21 protein-coding genes, 2 tRNA genes and 1 pseudogene are annotated in these 19949 nt (G+C 50.0%); 17 read left to right on the forward strand and 7 right to left on the reverse strand.

The features are described 5' to 3' along the window. Position 1: 1 nt before the first annotated feature. Together gltX and AC9UFE_RS04190 are read left to right on the forward strand one after the other, a co-directional pair. A complete protein-coding gene (gltX, locus tag AC9UFE_RS04185; protein ID WP_509545930.1) occupies positions 2 to 1507 on the forward strand; it encodes a glutamate--tRNA ligase in 1506 nt (501 codons plus the stop codon). A gap of 47 nt (positions 1508 to 1554) precedes the next feature. Beyond that, positions 1555 to 1626: transfer RNA gene (locus AC9UFE_RS04190), tRNA-Gln, on the forward strand. A 4-nt stretch (positions 1627 to 1630) separates the two neighbouring features. On the opposite strand, the gene AC9UFE_RS04195 is transcribed toward AC9UFE_RS04190, so the two are convergent. Then, positions 1631 to 2266, reverse strand: a complete 636-nt coding sequence (locus AC9UFE_RS04195) for an MBL fold metallo-hydrolase (RefSeq protein WP_509545932.1) — start codon at positions 2264 to 2266, stop codon at positions 1631 to 1633. 90 nt (positions 2267 to 2356) lie between these two features. Here AC9UFE_RS04195 and AC9UFE_RS04200 point away from each other — a divergent pair, with 90 nt between their 5' ends. Both AC9UFE_RS04200 and AC9UFE_RS04205 read left to right on the forward strand, forming a co-directional pair. Continuing rightward, entirely contained in the window at positions 2357 to 3253 is an 897-nt protein-coding gene (locus AC9UFE_RS04200; RefSeq protein WP_509545934.1) for a diacylglycerol/lipid kinase family protein, read from the forward strand. A gap of 48 nt (positions 3254 to 3301) precedes the next feature. After that, a tRNA-Glu gene (locus AC9UFE_RS04205) sits at positions 3302 to 3374 on the forward strand. Positions 3375 to 3430: 56 nt separating this feature from the next. Here the strand turns inward: AC9UFE_RS04205 and AC9UFE_RS04210 are convergent. After that, positions 3431 to 4711 carry an MFS transporter gene (locus tag AC9UFE_RS04210; RefSeq protein ID WP_509545936.1) on the reverse strand — a complete coding sequence of 427 codons (1281 nt, stop codon included), beginning with the start codon at positions 4709 to 4711 and terminating at the stop codon, positions 3431 to 3433. A 57-nt stretch (positions 4712 to 4768) separates the two neighbouring features. On the opposite strand from AC9UFE_RS04210, the gene leuC reads away from it, so the two are divergent. The 7 genes from leuC to AC9UFE_RS04245 are packed head-to-tail and all read left to right on the forward strand — an operon-like array spanning position 4769 to position 12599. Beyond that, positions 4769 to 6196, forward strand: a complete 1428-nt coding sequence (leuC, locus tag AC9UFE_RS04215; RefSeq protein WP_509545938.1) for a 3-isopropylmalate dehydratase large subunit — start codon at positions 4769 to 4771, stop codon at positions 6194 to 6196. Next, positions 6196 to 6798, forward strand: coding sequence for a 3-isopropylmalate dehydratase small subunit (leuD, locus tag AC9UFE_RS04220; protein ID WP_509545940.1), 603 nt, complete (start codon positions 6196 to 6198; stop codon positions 6796 to 6798). Before leuC ends, leuD begins: the two co-directional genes overlap by 1 nt. Beyond that, a complete protein-coding gene (gene murA / locus AC9UFE_RS04225) occupies positions 6798 to 8111 on the forward strand; it encodes a UDP-N-acetylglucosamine 1-carboxyvinyltransferase (RefSeq protein WP_509545942.1) in 1314 nt (437 codons plus the stop codon). The genes leuD and murA overlap by 1 nt, the downstream gene beginning before the upstream one ends. Before the next feature lie 2 nt (positions 8112 to 8113). Beyond that, a complete protein-coding gene (locus AC9UFE_RS04230; protein ID WP_509545944.1) occupies positions 8114 to 8914 on the forward strand; it encodes a lysophospholipid acyltransferase family protein in 801 nt (266 codons plus the stop codon). Continuing rightward, positions 8911 to 9909: an NAD(P)H-dependent glycerol-3-phosphate dehydrogenase gene (locus AC9UFE_RS04235; RefSeq protein ID WP_509545946.1), complete on the forward strand. Its 999-nt coding sequence runs from the start codon at positions 8911 to 8913 to the stop codon at positions 9907 to 9909. Before AC9UFE_RS04230 ends, AC9UFE_RS04235 begins: the two co-directional genes overlap by 4 nt. Positions 9910 to 9913: 4 nt before the next feature. Next, positions 9914 to 11005, forward strand: a complete 1092-nt coding sequence (locus AC9UFE_RS04240) for a D-alanine--D-alanine ligase family protein (RefSeq protein ID WP_509545948.1) — start codon at positions 9914 to 9916, stop codon at positions 11003 to 11005. A gap of 58 nt (positions 11006 to 11063) precedes the next feature. Further along, a complete protein-coding gene (locus AC9UFE_RS04245) occupies positions 11064 to 12599 on the forward strand; it encodes a Mur ligase family protein (RefSeq protein WP_509545951.1) in 1536 nt (511 codons plus the stop codon). Here AC9UFE_RS04245 and AC9UFE_RS04250 read toward each other — a convergent pair. Continuing rightward, positions 12596 to 13048, reverse strand: coding sequence for a DUF3515 family protein (locus AC9UFE_RS04250; protein ID WP_509545953.1), 453 nt, complete (start codon positions 13046 to 13048; stop codon positions 12596 to 12598). The genes AC9UFE_RS04245 and AC9UFE_RS04250 overlap by 4 nt on opposite strands. Positions 13049 to 13072: 24 nt before the next feature. On the opposite strand from AC9UFE_RS04250, the gene AC9UFE_RS04255 reads away from it, so the two are divergent. Then, positions 13073 to 14044 carry a thiamine-phosphate kinase gene (locus AC9UFE_RS04255; protein ID WP_509545955.1) on the forward strand — a complete coding sequence of 324 codons (972 nt, stop codon included), beginning with the start codon at positions 13073 to 13075 and terminating at the stop codon, positions 14042 to 14044. 1 nt (position 14045) lies between these two features. Here the strand turns inward: AC9UFE_RS04255 and dapD are convergent, their stop codons facing one another. Next, complete coding sequence (gene dapD, locus AC9UFE_RS04260; RefSeq protein WP_509545957.1) at positions 14046 to 14990, reverse strand: 2,3,4,5-tetrahydropyridine-2,6-dicarboxylate N-succinyltransferase; 945 nt, start codon at positions 14988 to 14990, stop codon at positions 14046 to 14048. A gap of 30 nt (positions 14991 to 15020) precedes the next feature. Here dapD and dapE point away from each other — a divergent pair, with 30 nt between their 5' ends. Next, the gene (gene dapE, locus AC9UFE_RS04265; protein WP_509545959.1) at positions 15021 to 16106 is read left to right on the forward strand and encodes a succinyl-diaminopimelate desuccinylase; all 1086 of its coding nucleotides are present in this window, start codon (positions 15021 to 15023) and stop codon (positions 16104 to 16106) included. A 47-nt stretch (positions 16107 to 16153) separates the two neighbouring features. After that, a complete protein-coding gene (locus AC9UFE_RS04270) occupies positions 16154 to 16360 on the forward strand; it encodes a DUF3117 domain-containing protein (RefSeq protein WP_509545961.1) in 207 nt (68 codons plus the stop codon). On the opposite strand, the gene AC9UFE_RS04275 is transcribed toward AC9UFE_RS04270, so the two are convergent. Continuing rightward, positions 16361 to 16999, reverse strand: a complete 639-nt coding sequence (locus tag AC9UFE_RS04275; protein ID WP_509545963.1) for an O-methyltransferase — start codon at positions 16997 to 16999, stop codon at positions 16361 to 16363. Between the two features lie 72 nt (positions 17000 to 17071). Between AC9UFE_RS04275 and AC9UFE_RS04280 the strand changes: the two genes are divergently transcribed. Then, positions 17072 to 17416 (forward strand): twin-arginine translocase TatA/TatE family subunit, encoded by a 345-nt coding sequence (locus tag AC9UFE_RS04280; protein ID WP_509545965.1) that lies wholly within the window; start codon positions 17072 to 17074, stop codon positions 17414 to 17416. Here AC9UFE_RS04280 and AC9UFE_RS04285 read toward each other — a convergent pair. Next, the gene (locus AC9UFE_RS04285) at positions 17413 to 18933 is read right to left on the reverse strand and encodes a succinic semialdehyde dehydrogenase (RefSeq protein WP_509545967.1); all 1521 of its coding nucleotides are present in this window, start codon (positions 18931 to 18933) and stop codon (positions 17413 to 17415) included. The two genes, AC9UFE_RS04280 and AC9UFE_RS04285, sit on opposite strands and share 4 nt — an antisense overlap. Positions 18934 to 19061: 128 nt before the next feature. Between AC9UFE_RS04285 and AC9UFE_RS04290 the strand changes: the two genes are divergently transcribed. Beyond that, positions 19062 to 19250 carry a helix-turn-helix transcriptional regulator gene (locus AC9UFE_RS04290; RefSeq protein WP_509545969.1) on the forward strand — a complete coding sequence of 63 codons (189 nt, stop codon included), beginning with the start codon at positions 19062 to 19064 and terminating at the stop codon, positions 19248 to 19250. After that, entirely contained in the window at positions 19243 to 19701 is a 459-nt protein-coding gene (locus AC9UFE_RS04295; protein ID WP_509545971.1) for a hypothetical protein, read from the forward strand. The genes AC9UFE_RS04290 and AC9UFE_RS04295 overlap by 8 nt, the downstream gene beginning before the upstream one ends. A 5-nt stretch (positions 19702 to 19706) precedes the next feature. Here AC9UFE_RS04295 and AC9UFE_RS04300 read toward each other — a convergent pair. Beyond that, positions 19707 to 19949, reverse strand: a pseudogene (locus AC9UFE_RS04300) (sodium:proton antiporter); the annotation flags it as partial.

The following is a 19949-nucleotide window of genomic DNA, read 5'->3' on the forward strand; positions in this document are numbered from 1 at the left end:
AATGACTTCTTTGATTACCGCCCCGTTTTCTGATGCCACGGGCAGCAACGTGCGGGTTAGGTTTTGCCCTTCTCCAACAGGTACTCCTCACGTGGGGCTTATTCGAACAGCGCTATTTAATTGGGCCTACGCTCGTCACACCGGTGGCAAGCTAATTTTCCGCATTGAAGACACCGATCAAGAAAGAGACAGCGAAGAAAGCTTCGAGCAGCTACTCGCCGCACTTTCCTGGTTAGGACTGGACTGGGACGAGGGTGTAAATGTTGGTGGACCCAACGAACCGTATCGCCAGTCCCAAAGAACTGAGATCTACCTAGAAGTAATTCAAAAGCTCAAGGACGCCGAGCATCTTTACGAGAGCTTTCTAACCGGCGAAGAAATTGATGCCCGCAACGAAGCTGCCGGCAGAGCCAAGCAGCTTGGCTACGACAACTCAGAGCGTGATCTAGATCAGGCCACCAAAGACAAGTATTTGGCTGAGGGAAGAACCCCCGCTCTAAGACTTAGGGTTCCAGATACGGATATTTCTTTTACCGACCTGGTTCGAGGGGAGATCACTTTCCCAGCAGGATCTTTTCCCGACTTTGTTGTAGTTCGCCCAAACGGCCAAGCCCTTTACACACTGGTGAACCCGGTTGATGATGCGCTGATGGGTGTGACCCATGTGCTTCGCGGTGAAGACTTGCTGTCTTCAACTCCGAGACAAATCGCTCTTTACAACGCGATGGTCGCAGCTGGAATCACAACTTTCATCCCACAATTTGGTCACTTGCCTTATGTGATGGGGGAGGGAAACAAAAAGCTTTCCAAGCGCGATCCAGAAAGCAATCTGTTCCACCACAAAGACCGCGGCTTTATCCCCGAAGGACTGCTCAACTACCTAGCCCTACTTGGTTGGGGTATCTCGGCTGATGAGGACATCTTTAGCCTCGCTGAAATGGCCAAGGCGTTTGATGTTGTTGATGTGAACCCAAACCCAGCCAGGTTTGATCTCAAAAAAGCAGAGGCCATAAACGCAACCCACATCAGGCAGCTTTCACCTGAAGACTTCCAGAGGCGTCTGGTTCCTTATTTGCAGGCTGGTAACGTGCTTTCTAATCCTGCAACCGAAGCTGAGCTAGCAATTCTTGCCAAGGCGGCGCCGCTGATTCAAGAGCGCATAACAGTCTTGGGTGAATCCGTTGACATGCTTTCTTTCTTGTTTGTGCCAAGCAGCAATATTGAAATTGAAGAAGATGCCAAAAAAGCGTTGCCTGAGAACGCCAAGGCGATAGTTGCTGCAGCGCTAGAAGCGCTGCAGGTCCTTGAGAGTTTTACTACTGATGCACTTCACGATTTGATGACTCAAGTTCTAGTTGAATCGATGGGTGAAAAACCGAGAAACGCTTTTGGACCTCTTAGAACCGCAATTTCTGGAAGAAAAGTTTCTCCACCACTATTTGAGTCGATGGAGATTCTTGGCAAGGCTGAAACCCTTGCTCGTTTAGAACTATTTGCCCGCAGCTAGAGCGCAAGCTAGTATTGGAATCTGGGCCAGGGCCCACGTAAATCCCTTGGGGTATGGTGTAATTGGCAACACGGATGATTCTGGTTCATTTGTTCTTGGTTCGAGTCCAGGTACCCCAGCAAGTTAGATTTCTAGGCTTTGGCCAAGCTCCAAGTATTTGAACTCCCCACCATTTTCTTCAGTGACTTGCTTTACTCGCGAGTTATTTAGGTCGTGGCCCAATTGGCTCAAAAGAGCATTATGGGTTGGAAAACAAATAGCAGGCTTTACTTCTTTGATGTAATCCATCACGTCACCGATTTTTAGCCAGGGTGCGCTGGTTGGGCAGGCAAGTACTTTTACCTTTACATCTGGCGGGGTATAGCTATCTCCTGCGTAGTAGAGATCTCCGTTGACCAAGACTGCCGTATTTTGAATTAGTGGAATGCTTTGGTGGATGATCTGGTGCATGTCACCAAAGAACTCCAGCTTGAAAGATCCAACCTCGTAGTAATCGCCGTGATAGACGGTTGTTACCTTCAATCCCTCTAGACTTGCGGCAACCTCGCTGGTTCCAAAGATCTGGACATCAGGGTTCTCTTTTTTGATTTTGGCTATCTTGGCCTCGTCGCAGTGGTCGTCATGTTTATGGGTAATCACGACAGCAACCACATTGCCAAGACCTGTTAGCTCCTCGGTATAAGAACCTGGGTCAATGACTAGGGTTTGGGAGTCGATCTCAACCTCGAGGCAGGCGTGGCCGTGCTTGGTGATCTTCATGTTGTTTATTGTATGGCGTTGCCGGAAAGGAGGAACTTGTCGCTAAGCTTTCGCTCTATCGGCTATTTTGCCGACTAACAAAGGTGTTTTATGCGAGTGGGATTGGTTATCAATCCAACAGCCGGAGGCAATAAGGGTGCTGTGGCTGGTGAGAGTGTTCGGACTGTTCTAGCTACCTCCTCGCACGAAGTAATCGACCTATCTGCTGAAAGTTACGAGGCAGCCAAGCAAGGAATAAAGGTGGCAATTGCCAATGGGGTAATTGACTTACTTGTTTTAGTTGGTGGCGATGGCATGGCTCACCTTGGGGTGAATGTGTGTGCAAATACTAAAGTTCCTATGGCGATTGTTCCTGCCGGAACCGGCAATGACTCAGCTGGCATCTTTGGCATGTCGATGGATGATCCAGCTGGAAGCACGAGGTTGATTCTGGATAATCTTTTTTACCCAAAGCCCATCGATGCCATCGAGATTGAACACAGCCTAGGAAAGACCTGGGCTATTGGTTCAGCCTCGGCGGGCTTTGATGCACTGGTCAACGCGAGGGCTAACCGCATGAGCTGGCCTGCGGGACCGATGAAGTATTACCTAGCTATGCTGCTGGAACTGGCTAGCTTCAAGGCGATTAAGTATCGCTCAAAGATTGATGGCGTTGCAAAGGATTTCGAAGCGATGCTTTGTGTGGTTAGTAACTCCGGAGTCTTTGGTGGGGGAATGTTGGTGGTCCCAGAAGCATCGGTAACTGATGCCAAGTTGGATTTATTGATCTTGAACAAAATCACCCGCTTCAAGCTGGTAAAGATTTTCCCTCGGGTTTATAAAGGAACACACGTTACTGACCCTGCAGTTGAGCTACTAGAGGCAACAAAAGTTGAAATTGCTGCTGATGGAATGCCTATCTATTCCGATGGTGAGTATGTTGGGCAGGCTCCATTCACGGCGACCTTGGTGCCAGCAGCGCTAATGGTGATTGCTCCCGCTTTATAGGGACTGTTGCCTCAAGGTATGGTGTGGCATAATCGAAAGGTTGCTTACGGCCCCATCGTTTAGCGGCCTAGGACACTGCCCTCTCACGGCAGCGGCGCGGGTTCGAATCCCGCTGGGGTCACGAAATTCGCCTCTGATGACAAAATCTCGGGGGCGAATTCTCCATTTCTGGATGAATTAATCCAAAGGAATTGGAAGCTGGTGTGTTCCTTGAGTTTCCGGGTGCTTGGTTCGGTAGCGGGTTATCCAGACTGAGAGCACAACAATAAGGGCAACTGGCGCCAAGGCAGCCATGTTCAAGCCAGTAAACAAAGACAGGGCAACAATCGAGCCAGCTACTGCTCCGCCGGTAGCACCGGCAAGATTCTGTATCGAGTCGCTAAGACCTTGAACGTTGGTCTTTTGATCTGTTGGAACACTAACTACCAAAAGCGCAGAACCTGCGACCGTGGCGGCGGACCAGCCAAGACCCAAAAGGAACAGCCCAATTGTTACCAGGTGCTCTTGTTCGGAGCCAAGACCTGCAATCAGTAGCGCTGCAACAAAGATGACCTGGCCAGCCAAGATAGTTCTGGTTGGCCCAATCTTGTCGCTCAAGATTCCAAACAGTGGTGCAAAGGCATACATGCCCAAAATGTGAAGGCTAATTACAAAGCCAACAAAGACCAAAGAGCCACCGTGGCTGGTGACATGGACCGGGGTCATGCTCATCACCGCCACCATGGTCATGTGAGATAGGGCAATTGAAACAATTGCGTAGCCAGCAACTGGGAACTTAGCCAAGGTGCCAAGTGCGCTGGCAATAGAAAGCTTGGGGCGCTTTTTCACGTTTTGAGCGTCAATTTGTTTTGCAACCAGTAGTGGATCTGGCCGAAGGCCGAACCAGAACACGGCGGTAGCTGACATCTGGGCAATGATGGTGAAGACAAAAGGCCCGGTTAGCTCCGGTAGCCCGAGCCACTGGCCAACTACTTCTCCGGGGCCAAACAAATTTGGCCCAGTCACGGCACCAATAGTGGTAGCCCAAACAACTAGCGAGAGGTCCTTACCGACTTTTTTATCAACTGGAATATCGGTTGCTGCAAAGCGAGCTTGCAAGCTCGCGGCAGAACCTGCACCCATAAAAAACAACGCAACAAGAAGTAGCGGGAAGAGTTTCAAGCTGGTAGCAGTAATAATAAGTGTCGCTCCGGTGATCGCGAGCGCAGCTCCAAGACCAAGGGAATATCTTCTACCTTTAGCAAAAGCGATCCGAGATAAAGGTATAGCCCAGATGGCCGTTCCAAGCGTCGAGAAGGTCGCAGCTGCCCCCGACCAAGCCACAGTGCCAGATAGCTCAGCGGCTAGTAGGGCGCCAATAGAAAGCGTTGATCCGAGGCCGAATCCGCTGAGTATTTGGCCTAGGGCTAAGGTCCTAACGGTGCGTTTTTGCAGGTCATCTAGGCCTGAAATACTCACCTGCCCAATCTACCTGCTCAAAGGTAAACTGGAGCTTCAACAAATCAAAGGTGAGGCATGTCGGGTAATTCCACACCGCTTACATTGGCGGAAAAGCTTTGGAACAGCCATCTTGTCGCCAAGGGCGAAGATGGTGCGCCAGACCTTCTTTATATAGACCTGCATTTGGTGCACGAAGTTACCTCTCCACAGGCTTTTGATGGTTTACGCCTTGCTGGCCGGAAGGTAAGAAGGCCAGATCTCACCATTGCCACCGAAGATCACAACACGCCAACTATCGACATCGACAAGCCAATTGCGGACCTCACATCTCGCACCCAGATCGAGGCATTACGCAAAAACGCTGCCGAATTCGGCATCAGGTTGCATTCACTGGGGGATAAGAACCAGGGCATAGTTCACGTGGTTGGCCCCCAGCTTGGTTTGACCATGCCGGGTATCACGGTGGTTTGTGGTGACTCTCATACTTCTACCCATGGCGCTTTCGGGGCGCTCGCGATGGGTATTGGAACCAGCGAGGTAGAGCACGTGCTTGCCACCCAGACCCTCCCTTTGAAGCCATTCAAAACTATGGCAATCAACGTTGAGGGAACCTTACGTCCTGGGGTTACCTCCAAGGACATCATCTTGGCCGTTATCGCCAAGATCTCAACCGGTGGTGGCCAAGGCTATGTGCTTGAGTATCGCGGCAGTGCAATCAGAGCGCTTTCTATGGAAGCTCGCATGACCATCTGCAACATGTCTATCGAGGCAGGAGCTAGAGCAGGCATGGTGGCTCCGGATGAAACAACGTTTGCGTATCTAAAGGGCCGCCCACACGCTCCAACCGGAAAAGACTGGGACGATGCGGTTTCTTACTGGAAGACTTTGCCTACCGATGAGGGAGCCAAGTTTGATGCGGAAGTATTCTTGGACGCGGATACGCTGGATCCTTTTGTTACCTGGGGAACAAACCCAGGTCAAGGCGTTTCATTGCTGGATAGCGTTCCTAATCCAGAAGACATCTTGGACCCGAATGAAAAGGCAGCAGCGCTTAGAGCACTTGAGTACATGGATCTAAAGCCTGGAACCAAGATGAAAGATATCCGAGTCGACACTGTATTTTTGGGCTCTTGCACCAACTCTCGAATCGAGGACCTTCGTGCCGCAGCAGCAATCATTGAGGGTAAGAAAAAAGCCGATGGCATTCGCATGATGGTGGTCCCTGGATCACAAAAGGTTCGTATCCAGGCCGAAGAAGAGGGCCTTGACAAGATATTCAAAGACTTTGGTGCCGAGTGGCGCTTTGCTGGTTGTTCTATGTGTTTGGGTATGAACCCAGACCAGCTCGCCGCAGGCGAGCGGGCCGCTTCGACTTCGAATCGTAACTTTGAAGGTCGCCAGGGTAAAGGTGCTAGAACTCACCTTGTTTCACCACTTGTTGCTGCAGCTACCGCTATTCGCGGGACGCTATCTTCTCCTGCAGATCTCGAGGTGATGGCCTAATGGAAAAGATTTCTACTTTTTCTGGTGTTGCAGTTCCACTGAAGCGATCCAATGTTGATACGGATCAGATCATTCCGGCAAGCTATTTGAAGCGCATTACCAAAACCGGTTTTGAAGATGCTCTGTTTGCTTCTTGGAAAGCTGAGCCTGATTTTGTTTTGAACCAGCCTGTTTTTCAAAATGGTGAGGTTTTGATTGCGGGGCCTGATTTTGGAACTGGATCTTCTAGAGAGCACGCCGTCTGGGCGCTCCGCGATTGGGGATTCAAGGCGGTATTCTCGGCAAAGTTTGCCGACATATTTACAGGTAACAGTGGTAAGCAAGGGCTGATTACTGGGGTTATAACCGAGGACGAGACCAAGCAAATTTGGGACTTGATTGATACTGATCCTGGAGTATCGGCCAGTGTGGATTTGCCGAATCAGACGCTGTCTGTTGGGGATTTGACTGTTTCTTTTGCCATTGACGCCTATACCAAGTGGCGATTAATGGAAGGGCTAGACGACATTGCACTAAGTTTGAGGGACGAGGGAGCAATCACTTCCTACGAGTCCTCACGCGAGGCGTGGAAACCACTAACTTTGCCAGCCAAGGGAATCTAATGAGCGTCATAACCGTAAACGGCGGAAAGCCGCTCTCGGGTCGAGTCGACCTTAAGGGAGCTAAGAACCTGGTTACCAAGGCGATGGTTGCAGCCCTGCTAGCGGATTCCCCAAGCGTTCTAAAAGATGTTCCAAAGATCAGCGACGTTGAAGTTGTTTCAAGATTGCTTGAACTGCATGGCGTATCAATCAACTTCAATGACGCCGGAGTTATGGAATTGGATCCAAGAGGCGTCAAGCAAGCTCGCATGGTCGACATCGATGCCCACGCAGGATCATCTCGTATCCCAATCTTGTTTTGTGGTCCGCTACTACACCAGTTAGGCGAAGCCTTTATTCCAGACCTTGGTGGATGTCACATCGGTGACCGCCCAGTTGATTTCCATTTGGATGTATTGCGCAGCTTCGGTGCGGTAATCGAAAAGTCTCAAAACGGAACCAGGTTGAGCGCCCCTAACGGGCTGCACGGAGCTAAGTTATCGCTTCCCTACCCGAGTGTTGGAGCTACCGAGCAGGTGTTACTAACTTCGGTTCGAGCTAAGGGCCTAACTGAGTTATCCGGCGCTGCTATTGAGCCAGAGATTATGGACCTAATTGCCATCTTGCAGAAGATGGGTGCCATCATCTCGGTTGATACCGATAGAACTATCCGCATTGAGGGAGTCGAGAGCCTAAGTGGCTACACCCACCGCGCACTTTTTGATCGCAATGAAGCCGCCTCTTGGGCAGCTGCGGCATTGACCACCGGAGGCAATATTTTTGTCGGTGGAGCAAGGCAGATTGAAATGACAACTTTCCTAAACGTGTTTAGGAAAGTTGGCGGTGGTTTTGACATCGAAGACGACGGAATTCGTTTCTACCAAAAGGGAGCAGATCTTCACCCGGTAGTTATTGAAACCGATGTTCACCCAGGTTTTATGACTGACTGGCAGCAACCTCTTGTCGTTGCCCTTACCCAAGCTAAAGGTCTTTCGATTGTTCACGAGACTGTGTACGAGAACCGTTTTGGTTTCACCGATGCTCTGGTGAAGATGGGTGCCCAGATTCAGATTTACAGGGAGTGCCTTGGCGGTAACCCCTGCCGTTTTGGTCAGATGAACTTTTACCACTCGGCCGTTGTTTCAGGACCAACTTCTTTGCACGGCGCGGACATCGTGGTACCGGATCTACGCGGTGGCTTTAGCCACATGGTTGCAGCTTTGACCGCAAAGGGGGTTTCCAATGTGAGCAACGCGCAACTTATTTCACGTGGTTACGAGCACTTTATTGACAAGCTCTCAGATCTTGGGGCCGACTTTAGTTACGCGGAGTAGGCATGGCCAAAAAGCAAAAGCTGATTCCGATGCCGAAGGTAACTTCGAATGAGAACACCCTAACTATTCGGATAATTGCTTTTTTTCTAGCACCAATTCTTCGCCTGATTTTCAAGGTTGAGGTAACTGGCATGGAGAAGCTACCAAAAAAGGGTGCTTACATTCTGACCCCAAATCACGCCACCAATGTTGATGGTTTGGCAGTTGCGTATTTCATTTACATAATCTTGAAGCGTGGACCGCACTTTTTTGCCAAGGAGGCACTTTTTAAAATTCCACTAGTTGGAAAGGTACTGTTGGCCGGTGGCCAGATTCCTGTGTTTAGAAAAGGCGGTCAGCGAAACGATGACTCATTCAAAATTGCCAATATGTACTTGCAAGCAGGTCACACCATTTGTATTTACCCTGAGGGAACTCTGACTAGAGAGCCAAATCTTTGGCCAATGCGAGGTAAGACCGGAGCGATTCGGCTAGCTCTTGATAGCGGTGTGCCGGTGTATCCAATTGCTCACTGGGGTAGCGAGCAAATCATGGGTCGGTACAGCAGCAAGTTCCGTCCTGGTTTTTGGAAGAAAGTTCAGATCCTCGTTGGGGACGAAATCGATCTAGCCAAATACCGGAAACCAGACTTATCTCCAGAGGAGCTTTTGGAAGCCACCGAACATGTAATGCGAAGAATTACTTCTTTAGTCGAGCGGCTGCGTGGCGAAAAAGCACCAGCAACACTTTGGGATCCTGTAGCTATGGGGCAAACCGTAACTGGAAACTTTGAAAAGGCAGCTAAGAAGGCATCAAAGCCGTGACCAAGATAGCCGTAATTGGAGCTGGAAGTTGGGGGACAACTTTTTCTAAAGTGCTCGCCGACGGCGGCTCTGAGGTGATGCTGTGGTCAAGACGTGAAGAGCTAGCTTCAGAAATCAATAGCTCGCACCGAAACAATGCTTACCTGCCTGGTGTGAACCTGCCAGCAAGCATTATTGCTTCAACTAACGTTGAGCTTGTTTTATCTGGTGCTAGCCAGGTTTACATCTCTGTTCCATCGCAGAGCTTGCGAGCGAACTTAGAGCAATGGGGGAAGTTCATCCCCCATGATGCGATTGTGGTTTCTTTAATGAAGGGCGTCGAGCAAAAAACTGGTTATCGGATGAGTCAGGTAATAGAAGAATGCGGTATTAGCGAAGATCGCGTAGTTGTGGTCTCGGGTCCTAACTTGGCGCTAGAGATCGCGGCCGAGCAGCCAGCGGCTTCAGTGGCGGCTTCTAGTTCTGCAGCCTCCGCTATGGCGGTAGCCAAAGCTTCCACAAATTCTTACTTCACTACATTTACGAACAACGACGTGATTGGAACCGAGTTCGGTGGAATATTGAAGAACTTGATTGCTGTTGCAATTGGAATCGTCAACGGGGTTGGCTACGGGCAAAACACCAAGGCTTCGATTATGACCAGAGGTTTGTCGGAGATTTCAAGATTTGCTTCAGCCTTCGGGGCAAAGCCTGAGACCATGGTGGGTCTTGCAGGCCTCGGAGACCTAATTGCAACCAGCGAGTCTCCTTTGTCTAGAAACCACAAGGCCGGCGAAATGCTGGGGCAGGGTTTTTCCAAGAAGGAAGTTATGGAAAAGCTTTCTCAAACAGCAGAGGCTCTGGTTTCAGTTTCCACCGTTCTGGAACTAGCAAGGGCAAAGAACATCGCCATGCCAATTGTTGAGCAGGTGGAGCTTGTAATTGAGGGCAAGATGGACCCGAAGGACATCGCACCCCACCTAACTCACATGAGCGACACCCCACAGGGAGAATAAGAGCATGGCAAAAATTCGCGTTGCTGTCTTGTTTGGCGGTAAGTCCAACGAGCACTCGATCTCGGTGGCAACGGCTTCTGGAGTTTTAAGCGCTATTGATTCTTCAAAGTATGAAGTTGTTCCAGTGGGCATTACTCGAGATGGCGTATTTGTGCCCTTTACTGGCGACCCTTCGTCGCTGAGTCTTACCAACGGGCTAAAGACAATTGAGCCTGAAGGCTCAACCATTCGATTTGCAATGGATGGTTCTTGTGAGCTATTTGAAGCAGATTCATCGGGCAAAGAATCATCTCTTGGGGTAATTGATGTTGTGATGCCACTTCTTCATGGACCCTTCGGTGAAGATGGCACGATGCAGGGATTTTTGGAACTAGTTGGTGTTCCATATGTTGGTAATGGTGTTCTAGGCTCTGCGGCTGCGATGGACAAGGAATTCAGTAAAGCGCTATTCAAAGCCGCTGGCATCCCAAGCCCTGATTACGCTGTTGTCACCGCAGCGGACATGGTCAATAACCCTGAGTCTGCACTTGCTCGCATTAAAGATTTAGGCAAGCTGCCGTATTTTGTGAAGCCGGCTAGATCTGGTTCCTCGGTTGGAATCAGCAAAGTGGATTCGATGAAAGATGTTCCAGCAGCCCTTACCGAAGCATTCAAGCACGACGACAAAGTGATTATTGAAGTCGGCGTAGCTGGCCGCGAGATCGAGTGCGGTGTGCTGGATTCTTTGGATGGCGGAGCCCTTAGGGTTTCGGTTGCCGGTGAAATCAAAGTTCGGGGTCGAGAGTTTTATGACTTCGAGGCCAAGTATGTAGATAGCGATGCAGCCACCTTGATTTGCCCAGCCGATATTTCTTCTGAAGAGCTAGCCAAGATGCAGCAGCTGGCAAGAAAAGCCTTCAAGGCTTTGGGTTGCAAGGGACTAGCTAGGGTTGATTTCTTTTTGACCGAGAAGGGATTTATGGTGAATGAAATCAACACCATGCCTGGCTTTACATCAATCTCTATGTTCCCTAGGTGCTGGCAGGAGTCAGGTCTTTCCTATAAGGATCTAATTGATGAGCTGATTTCACTTGCCCTGATAGATCCAGCTCACTAGAGCTAGGTCTTTCAATCAAATCCCTCCTGCTAATTCTTTGCAATGGTAAATTAGGCAAGTGAATCAGCAACTGCCAAAAACTCTCCGGCCAGAAAACAACGCGCCTGTTTCACTCTCCGCCTTAGCTAATCACTTTGGTTTGGCCACACCTTCGGAAGATGTTAGCTTGACCGGCATCACCATGAATACAGCTGACTGCCAGCCAGGTGATTTGTTCGTTGCGATGCCTGGGGCCAAAACTCACGGAGCAGAATACATCTCCAAAGCGATTTCCCTAGGCGCAGTTGCAATCGCAACGGATACCGCAGGACTTACTCACACCAAAGACCTATCAGTTCCGGTGTTACTAGTTGAAAACCCGAGGATTCGCTTGGGTGAATTAGCTGCCTTTGTGTATGGAAACCAACCTGACAAGATGCCTATTCTTTTTGGAACAACCGGTACTAACGGCAAGACATCCACCACCTACCTACTGGATGCGATCTTGAGGCAGCTTGGGGAAACTACAGGTTTTTCTTCCACAGCCGAGCGTCACATCGCGGGTGAGGTAATTACTAGCAAGCTGACCACCCCAGAAGCTACCGAGATGCATGCGCTACTGGCAAGGATGCGCGAAAGAAAAGTTACTGCCGCCGGCATCGAAGTTTCCGCACAAGCACTGACTCACCACCGGGTCGATGGCTTGGTATTTGATGTTGCGGGCTTTACTAACTTGAGTCACGATCACCTAGATGACTACGGGGACATGCAGCGCTACCTAGCCGCCAAGGCTGATCTATTCACCAAGCAGCGCGCCAAGAAGGCTGTAATTTGTCTAGATTCCATATTTGGCAAGGAAGTTGTTGAAAAATCTGAGGTGCCAACTGTTACTCTCACCAGCGAACTGGGAGTGGAGGCAAACTGGCACGTTGCGGTCACAGCAGAAAACCCGATGTTTACTTCTTTTGTTTTGGCAGGACCAGATGGAGTGACTATTCGTTCCCGCGTGCCACTACTTGGAAAGCACATGGTCGCTAACGCAGCTCTAGCTATTGTGATGCTTGTTGAAGCAGGCTTTGATGCCGGAAGGATTGCCAAGGCAATAGCGAATGGCATCGATGCTTATCTTCCTGGCCGAATTGAAAGAGTTGGTGGCGATACCGGGCCAACTTTGTATGTTGACTTTGGTCACAGCCCCGATGCATTCTTGCAAACTTTGGAAGCCGTTAGAAAAGTCACCGACGGCAAATTGATTATGGTCTTTGGTGCCGCCGGTAATCGTGACACCACAAAAAGACAATCCATGGCCGAAATCGCCGCTGCCGGGTCAGACATCGTAGTGATCACCGACTATCACTCAAGAGACGAAGACCCAGATTCGATTAGGGCCTCGCTTGAAGGCTTTGCCAGGACTGCTTACCCAAAGCGAGAGCTTTACAACATCTCGCCACCAGAGGCGGCCATTAGAAAAGCGGTATCGCTTGCAACTAGCGGAGATGCGATTTTATGGGCGGGACCTGGTCATCAGGACTATAGGGAAGTAAATGGAACTCGAGTTTCTTCTTCTGCCAGGCAGCAAGCAAGGGAAGCTCTAAAAGAGCACGGCTGGTCCTAGTTAGTTACTTCGGTGCAGCGCTTGGTTGCATCCAGGACGCCGATAGATGCTGCTAGCTCATCCAAAACTGTAACCCCGGCAACAACAGTTGAATCAACAATTACCTCGGTTGCTGGAGATCTCGCGTAGCTAATGAAACGGTAATTTGGAGCTTCTGATTCATCCAGTAACCAGTCGATGTCTGACGCGGTTACGCAAATCAGAGCACTTACCTCAACCGGCTCTAACCCGCAGCGCAAGATCACAGCTGCCGGCTCACCCCAGGCAGCGGTAGATTGGGCGTTGACTCTTCTTTTGTCTAATCCCGCTAGCTCATCGGGCAAGCGAACAATAATCTCTGCACACTCAGGATTATTAGCCTGCTCCGCAGGCTCCAGTGGAACCACCGGAGCGCAGCCTGAAAGGACCAGCACCGAAGCGGTTAGAAGAAGTAGGTGGTTTTTTCGCATCGCTATTAAGGCTACCTTTGATTTGTGAGCGACCAAACTTTAGAAGAGCTCGGCGAGCTAGAAAGCCTTAGGCGCACAGTGGCGCGCCTAACCCCGAGTACCCACGTCTTGGTTGGATCCGGAGATGACGCGGCCGTTATTGTTGCCGATCAATCATTTGTAGTCTCCACCGACACCTTGATTGAAAATCATGACTTCAGATTGGATTGGTCAAGCTCTTTTGATCTTGGATACAAAGCCGTAGCTACCAATCTGGCTGACATCGCCGCCATGGGAGCCAAGCCAACCGCCTTGGTTGTTGCCCTCGTGGTTCCAAAAACCACCAAGATCTCCTGGTTAGAAGGCTTTGCCGATGGGCTGGATGCTGCCTGCAAGCAGCTAGCTCCAGGAGCCGGAGTAGTTGGCGGCGATCTTGCCGCAGGAGACCAGGTAGTTGTTTCGGTAACCGTGCACGGCAGCATGGAAGGTAGAAGCCCGGTGCTTAGATCGGGTGCCAAGGCTGGCGACATTGTTGCAGTGGCCGGCACGCTGGGAAAATCCTCCTGTGGTTTGGCGCTACTGCAATCAGAAAACAAAGACCTGATTAATTCTTACGATGACTGGGTTTCGTATCACCTGCGACCAGAGCCACCAATCCAACAGGGCATCGAGGCTTCGATTGCTGGTGCTACCAGCATGCTTGATCTTTCTGACGGGCTAAGTGTGGACCTGCTTCGCATATGTAAAGCATCAAATGTTGCTATCGAGCTTTCTGCAAAAGAGCTTCAAGGCTTCGAAGCCATGCTTGAGCTTCCAGCATTGGGATTAGCTGTGGACCCAAAGACTTGGGTCTTACACGGCGGTGAAGATCACGCGCTGGTTGCAACTTTTTCTAACGATGCAGTTTTGCCAAGAGCTTTCAAGGCCATCGGGGTTGTTAGAGCTGGTGAAGCCAAGCTTTATCTAGATGGTGTGCCACTCGAAGCAAAGGGCTGGGATTCGATTACTGGCAAATAGCTTATGGATGCAGATCCTTGTTTAGCTCTACTCCAGCTCCTGATCGAACAAGAGCCTCAACTCTTCCGGTCATGGAGTTTCGCCTGAACAACAAATTGTCAATACCGGAAAGCTCAACAGCTTTTAGATCTTGTTCTTTGCCTTCGACAATAAGTGTCAACTTAGTGCCCGCGGTTACATAAAGACCCGCTTCTACAACGCAGTCGTTACCGATTGAGATTCCAATTCCAGAGTTTGCCCCGAGCAGGGCACGCTTTCCGATGCTAACAAGTTGTTTTCCTCCACCAGAAAGCGTTCCCATAATCGAGGCTCCGCCTCCAATGTCAGATCCATCGCCAACCACCACCCCTTGGGAGATTCTTCCCTCGACCATCGATGCACCTAGGGTCCCCGCGTTAAAGTTCACAAAGCCTTCGTGCATAACGGTAGTCCCGGGAGAAAGGTAAGCGCCTAACCGTACCCTGGAGGCATCGGCAATTCTTACCTTATTCGGGGTTACGTAATCAACGAGCCTTGGGAACTTATCGATCGCGTGGATAACCACCCCCGCTTTAGTTAGCGCGGGGCGCAACCTGTCTAGATCGTTTAGCGCGACCGATCCAATCGAGGTGAAGGCAACAATTGGCATAGCGCCAATGAGACCTTCAAGGCTTATGGTGTTTGGTTTTACCAGCAGGTGAGACAGCAGGTGAAGTCTGAGATACGCATCCTCGGTTGAGCTAACAGGCTGGGAGAGGTCAATCTCAGTTCTAACAACCTGGGTTTCGATTTCTCTTCTGGGGTCAGATCCGACCAGAGCATCAAGTTCTTTTGGCACAACCCAGAGTTCATCGGTTTTTGGAGCGGGGCCGAGTTTTGGGTCTGGAAACCAAACATCCAAGATGTTTCCTTCGGCATCTTTGGTTGCCAGGCCATGGCCCCATGCCCTGGTGATTTCTTCGCTCATCATCCAAGATTACAAGCTAGGCTCTGGATTGTGTCCAGCGCGAACCTAAATCTCAATTCTGACGTTGCCGAGCTCACTCGCGAGCTGTGTGATATCGAATCGGTTTCGGGTAATGAGCGCGAGATTGCTGACGCAATCGAAGCGGCCCTTAGATCTTTTGGCCACCTGAGCGTGGTTAGAGACGGCGACGCGTTGGTAGCTTCCACCAATCTCGGTAGATCCAAAAGAGTGATTATTGCAGGACACATCGACACGGTTCCGGTAGCTAATATCCTTCCAACCAAACTGATGTCTTTTGAGCGCGAGCAGGTTATCTGGGGTCGTGGCTCGGTTGACATGAAAGCAGGCGTTGCAGTTATGCTCAAGCTCGCCGCGACCGTAGCTGAACCAGCTGTTGATGTCACTTGGGTGTTTTACGACAATGAAGAAGTTGAGGCTTCCAAGAATGGCCTTGGAAGGCTAGTTCGAAATCATCCGGATTTGATCAAGGGTGGCTTTGCGGTGCTGTGCGAGCCTACTGGTTCGATTGTCGAGGGTGGCTGCAATGGAACCTTGCGTGCTGAGCTGGTCTTTTCTGGTAAGAAGGCGCATTCTGCAAGACCCTGGATGGGTGAAAATGCTATCCATAAGCTTGGGGCCGCTTTGGAGTTTTTATCGAGTTTTGAACCTTCAGAAGTGGAAGTTGATGGCTTGGTATACAAGGAGAGCTTGAATGCTGTTTTGGTGAACGGGGGTATCGCCACAAACGTGATTGCGGATAAAGCAACTTTGACGGTGAACTACCGCTTCGCACCTTCAAAGTCTGAGACCCAAGCAGGTGAATACGTAAAGAGCCTGTTTACTGGTTGCGAGATTAACGTTGTTGATAGTGCACCGGGTGCACGACCAGGACTACAAAGCCCCGAGGCCAAGGCATTTGTCGCTGCAGTTGGCAAATCAGTGCACCCAAAGTATGGCTGGACTGATGTTGCCAGATTCAGTGAGCTGGGCATTCCAGCGGTGAATTACGGACCTGGAGACCCCAACAAAGCTCACGCCGATGACGAATCCCTGCCAGCTAGCCAGATATACGCCTGTGAGAGTGGACTGAGAAATTTTCTGACCTCAAATCTTTGATAAACTTGAAACTTGGCCCACCGGCCAAAGTATTTCAAGGAGTAAAAATGGCAGCAATGAAGCCTCGCACCGGCGATGGACCAATGGAAGCAGAACGTGAACCTCGCGGTCTAATTATCTTGAGGGTTCCTCTAGAAGGTGGCGGACGTTTAGTTGTTTCGGTAAACGAAGAAGAAGCCAAGAGCCTCCACAGAGTCCTCGAAGGCGTAGTTAAGAAAAAGCCAAGAGCCTCCACAGAGTCCTCGAAGGCGTAGTTAAGAAGAAGTAACCCTTTTGCTTGCCATCATCAAGCCATCGCCTACCGGCGATAAAGCAGATATGAAATCCTGCTGGGTAGAAAAGAATCTCAAGATATCGCGATAAATAATTGTCGCCTCATCGCGCATCGCAGGATCTGGAACCCGATCTCGCCAAAGCGCATGAGAAATTGCCACCACACCACCTGGGCGAAGCAGGCGCGACGCTTGCCTTAGTTGATCTTCCAGGTCACCTCTTTCGGCGTCCAAGAAAACAAGGTCATAGGCCGCATCGGCCATGTTGGACATAACCTCGGTTGCCTTACCGGAGATAACTCTGGTTCGAAGAGGTGAAATTCTGGCATCCTTGAAAGCCATCTTGGCCGCTAGCTGAAACTCTGGGTGAGAATCAATGGTTGCTAAAACCGAATCCTCTGAGGCGCTCAAGATCCACAATCCCGAAACCCCGGCACCGGTTCCGGCCTCAACGATCGCTTTGGCTCCAAGAGCCGAGGCAATCAAGGCTAGGTGAGAACCAACGCTAGGAGTTACGCACTCAATTCCTAATTCTTCGGCCCTGGCCCGAGCTTCGATAATGGCTGGCGACTCCGAAACAAAGTCTTCGGTGAACTTCCAGCTTGATATCTTGTCGACCATGTTCTCTCCTAATCTCAAAGCTTAGAGCTGCCAGGGCTGAAATAGACGCAGCCAACGAGGTAGCCTATATGGGTGTTTGGACTATCGGGCGAAAAGCTATTAATTCTTGGGTTGATAGCAGTTTTTGTGCTGGGCCCAGAAAAATTGCCACACTACGCCAAACAGTTGGCGAACTTCATTAAGTCTTTAAAGAAAATGGCCGATGGTGCCAAAGGTCAGTTGCAAGCTGAAATCGGTGAAGAGCTCGACTGGAAAAAACTCGATCCAAGAAAATACGATCCTCGAAGAATCATTCGGGAAGCCCTAGCGGAAACCGACACCCCAAGCCCAATTGCGACTTTGAATAAGCCAATTACCCGCGTGCAGCCAAGGTTAGCTGCGGGCGAAGTTGCCCCCTTTGATTCAGAAGCGACCTAGAGCTTCTTCATCACTTTCGCCAGAGCGTTCATCAAAGGCGCCATCTTGTTGTATTGCTTGGCCCTCGATGGGAAATTCAACAAACCGGTAGCAATTCCAACGGTTCTAGCTTCGGTGAAGCGAAGCAAACCGTAGTGGCCATTTCTTCTTCCAACACCGGATTGCTTCATGCCACCCATGGGCGAATCAATCGATGCCATCGAGGCTCGGAAACCCTCGTTGATGTTGACCGATCCCGCCATCAAGCGATTGGCAACCTTCTCTGCAAGTTTCACTGGCCCTACTACCGAAGCGTTCAGACCGAACTCTGTGTCATTTGCTAGCTCAACCGCTTCATCAATGCTGTCGTAACCGACAACTGCAATAAAGGGACCGAATACTTCTTCGCGAGCTAATCTCATTTCGGGCTTGATGTTGGTCATAACTGTTGGTGCGTAGAAGTAAGGACCAAGCTCTGGAAGCGACTTTGCGCCAGCTAGTACTTTGGCTCCCTTGCTTACTGCGTCTGAGACATATTCTTCGACGCGCTTTAGTTGGTTTACACCAGTGAGGGTTCCCATATCCATCTGGAAGTTATCGCTTTTACCAATTTGGAGTGAGTTCACGCGGGTTGCAAGCTCAGCCTCGAAAGCAGCCTTTTGGCTGTTTGGAACATAGACGCGCTCAATAGAAACGCAAAGCTGGCCAGAGTTTCCAAAGGCTCCAGCAATTACCTTTTCGGCAGCGTCGCCAAGTTTTGCACCTGGAAGAATAATTAGCGGGTTCTTGCCACCAAGTTCAAGTGAGTAACCAATGAGTCTTTTCGCAGCTCGCTCAGCAACTATCTTTCCGGTCTTAGTAGAGCCCGTGAAGGCAACGTAGTCAACCGAGTCAGTGATGGCATTGCCAACACTCGCGCCATCGCCAACCACGATGGTCCAGGCGCTTTCTGGAAAACCTGCTTCAATAGCTAGCTTTCTGGCATAGAGCGAAACTAGTGCAGTTTGGTTATCAGCTTTTTGCACCACGGTGTTACCTGCTGCAAGAGCCGGTAAGACATCTAGCATCTGAAGGGCGAGCGGGTAGTTCCACGGGGTAATGACTCCAACGACTCCAACTGGAGAGTAAGTGACATAGGACCTTGTAACAAATGGGACACCTGAGTTGGTGGTCGTCTTTTTTAGAACCTTGGGAGCAATCTTGGCAAAGTAACGAGTCGATCCGAGAGAACCAGCAACTTCCTCGAAGGCGTGAGATCTTGCCTTGCCGGTTTCAAGCTGCAATAGATCCATCAACTTGTCTTGGTTGTTTAGAAGCAAATCGTGCAATCTAAAAAGCGCTGCAGCACGTTCTTTTACTGGCATAGCGGCAAATGATGGCTGAGCAAGTTTCGCGTCGGCAACTGCCTTTGCTACCTGGCCAACGCTAAGTTGCGGCAGGTCGTAGATTTTTTTGCCGGTTGCCGGGTTCACAATTGTGACCTGATCGGAAGATTCCGGAAGGTGGGATAAAAGGCTCGGGATGCTGTATTCGCTCATGCTAATCAGTCTACGAAACTAGTTAGCTTGGGCCTGCACGTCTTGTCTGGCAAAGCGCCGAGTGGGACGCGAAAAATCACGTGTAAAGCTAACTTGACAAAAATTGTATGTCAAGTTAGCTTTACAGTATGAAAAGTAACCTGCGTCGAGAACGATTAGCAAAGGGAATAAGTCAAGCCGAACTTGCCGAACTTGCTGAAGTCTCTCGCCAAACCATCAACTCGCTTGAAGTGGGAAGATACTCAGCTTCATTGGAACTTGCTTTTCGGTTGGCAAAAATATTTAACCTAAGAATTGAGGAGCTCTTTTATGAATAACAAGAAATTACTGAACTTTAGGCTTTCTGGATTCAACTACACAATTTTAGGAATCTGCCTAGCAGCTAGCGGCCTATTTCTGTTAGCAGGAGATGCAATCATCGCATCTATTCTTGCGTCCGTAAGTCTTGTTCTATTGCTCATCTATGCATTCTCGAAAGGTAGGTCTGCAACAGAGTTTGACCGGCTGTCAGAGTTCGAGCCAGGGGATGAAAGGGAGCTTCTTATCTTGCGGAGGTCCTCCACAATAGCAATCAAGTTCAGCGTGCTCTCAGGAGTGATTTGCGCCTTAGCACTGACCGGATTCTTGTCTGGCTCGCTAAATCTTTTTGGGCTAAGTACGGAGCTGGCTTTTGGTTTACTAGTTGGCGCATTTGTTTCGCTCTGGGCAATTCTTGCGGTGTACACAACTTCTGCGGGTTTTCTAAGCTGGGCGAGTAACAGAGACTAGGGTCTCTACGAAGTAGAGAAAGGAAGCTTCTTTCCTACCAGACCCCTACTCTCAGCAGCAATCTTCAAAGCAATGTGCTCAATTGTTATGCTGGCTGCGTCTAAGGATTTTTGTGCCAACAGTGGTTTTCCTGCGTCAGATCCTTCTCTAAGAGCTACCGAAATCGGCACTTGACCAATCAAGGGAACGTTGACTCCAGAAAGCTCACTCAAGGACTTAGCAACTAGCTCGCCGCCACCCTTGCCAAA

It is taken from the genome of Rhodoluna sp., assembly GCF_044239955.1.
Taxonomy (GTDB): domain Bacteria; phylum Actinomycetota; class Actinomycetes; order Actinomycetales; family Microbacteriaceae; genus Rhodoluna.

Excerpts from the sequence above, each read along its gene's own strand:
- AC9UFE_RS04290 (WP_509545969.1), top strand. The coding sequence starts at position 19,062 with ATGAAAAGTAACCTGCGTCGAGAACGATTAGCAAAGGGAATAAGTCAA.
- AC9UFE_RS04275 (WP_509545963.1), bottom strand. The coding sequence starts at position 16,999 with ATGGTCGACAAGATATCAAGCTGGAAGTTCACCGAAGACTTTGTTTCG.
- AC9UFE_RS04195 (WP_509545932.1), bottom strand. The coding sequence starts at position 2,266 with ATGAAGATCACCAAGCACGGCCACGCCTGCCTCGAGGTTGAGATCGAC.
- AC9UFE_RS04250 (WP_509545953.1), bottom strand. The coding sequence starts at position 13,048 with ATGCGAAAAAACCACCTACTTCTTCTAACCGCTTCGGTGCTGGTCCTT.
- leuD (WP_509545940.1), top strand. The coding sequence starts at position 6,196 with ATGGAAAAGATTTCTACTTTTTCTGGTGTTGCAGTTCCACTGAAGCGA.
- gltX (WP_509545930.1), top strand. The coding sequence starts at position 2 with ATGACTTCTTTGATTACCGCCCCGTTTTCTGATGCCACGGGCAGCAAC.
- murA (WP_509545942.1), top strand. The coding sequence starts at position 6,798 with ATGAGCGTCATAACCGTAAACGGCGGAAAGCCGCTCTCGGGTCGAGTC.
- AC9UFE_RS04295 (WP_509545971.1), top strand. The coding sequence starts at position 19,243 with ATGAATAACAAGAAATTACTGAACTTTAGGCTTTCTGGATTCAACTAC.
- AC9UFE_RS04240 (WP_509545948.1), top strand. The coding sequence starts at position 9,914 with ATGGCAAAAATTCGCGTTGCTGTCTTGTTTGGCGGTAAGTCCAACGAG.
- AC9UFE_RS04230 (WP_509545944.1), top strand. The coding sequence starts at position 8,114 with ATGGCCAAAAAGCAAAAGCTGATTCCGATGCCGAAGGTAACTTCGAAT.
- dapD (WP_509545957.1), bottom strand. The coding sequence starts at position 14,990 with ATGAGCGAAGAAATCACCAGGGCATGGGGCCATGGCCTGGCAACCAAA.
- leuC (WP_509545938.1), top strand. The coding sequence starts at position 4,769 with ATGTCGGGTAATTCCACACCGCTTACATTGGCGGAAAAGCTTTGGAAC.
- AC9UFE_RS04200 (WP_509545934.1), top strand. The coding sequence starts at position 2,357 with ATGCGAGTGGGATTGGTTATCAATCCAACAGCCGGAGGCAATAAGGGT.
- AC9UFE_RS04270 (WP_509545961.1), top strand. The coding sequence starts at position 16,154 with ATGGCAGCAATGAAGCCTCGCACCGGCGATGGACCAATGGAAGCAGAA.
- AC9UFE_RS04285 (WP_509545967.1), bottom strand. The coding sequence starts at position 18,933 with ATGAGCGAATACAGCATCCCGAGCCTTTTATCCCACCTTCCGGAATCT.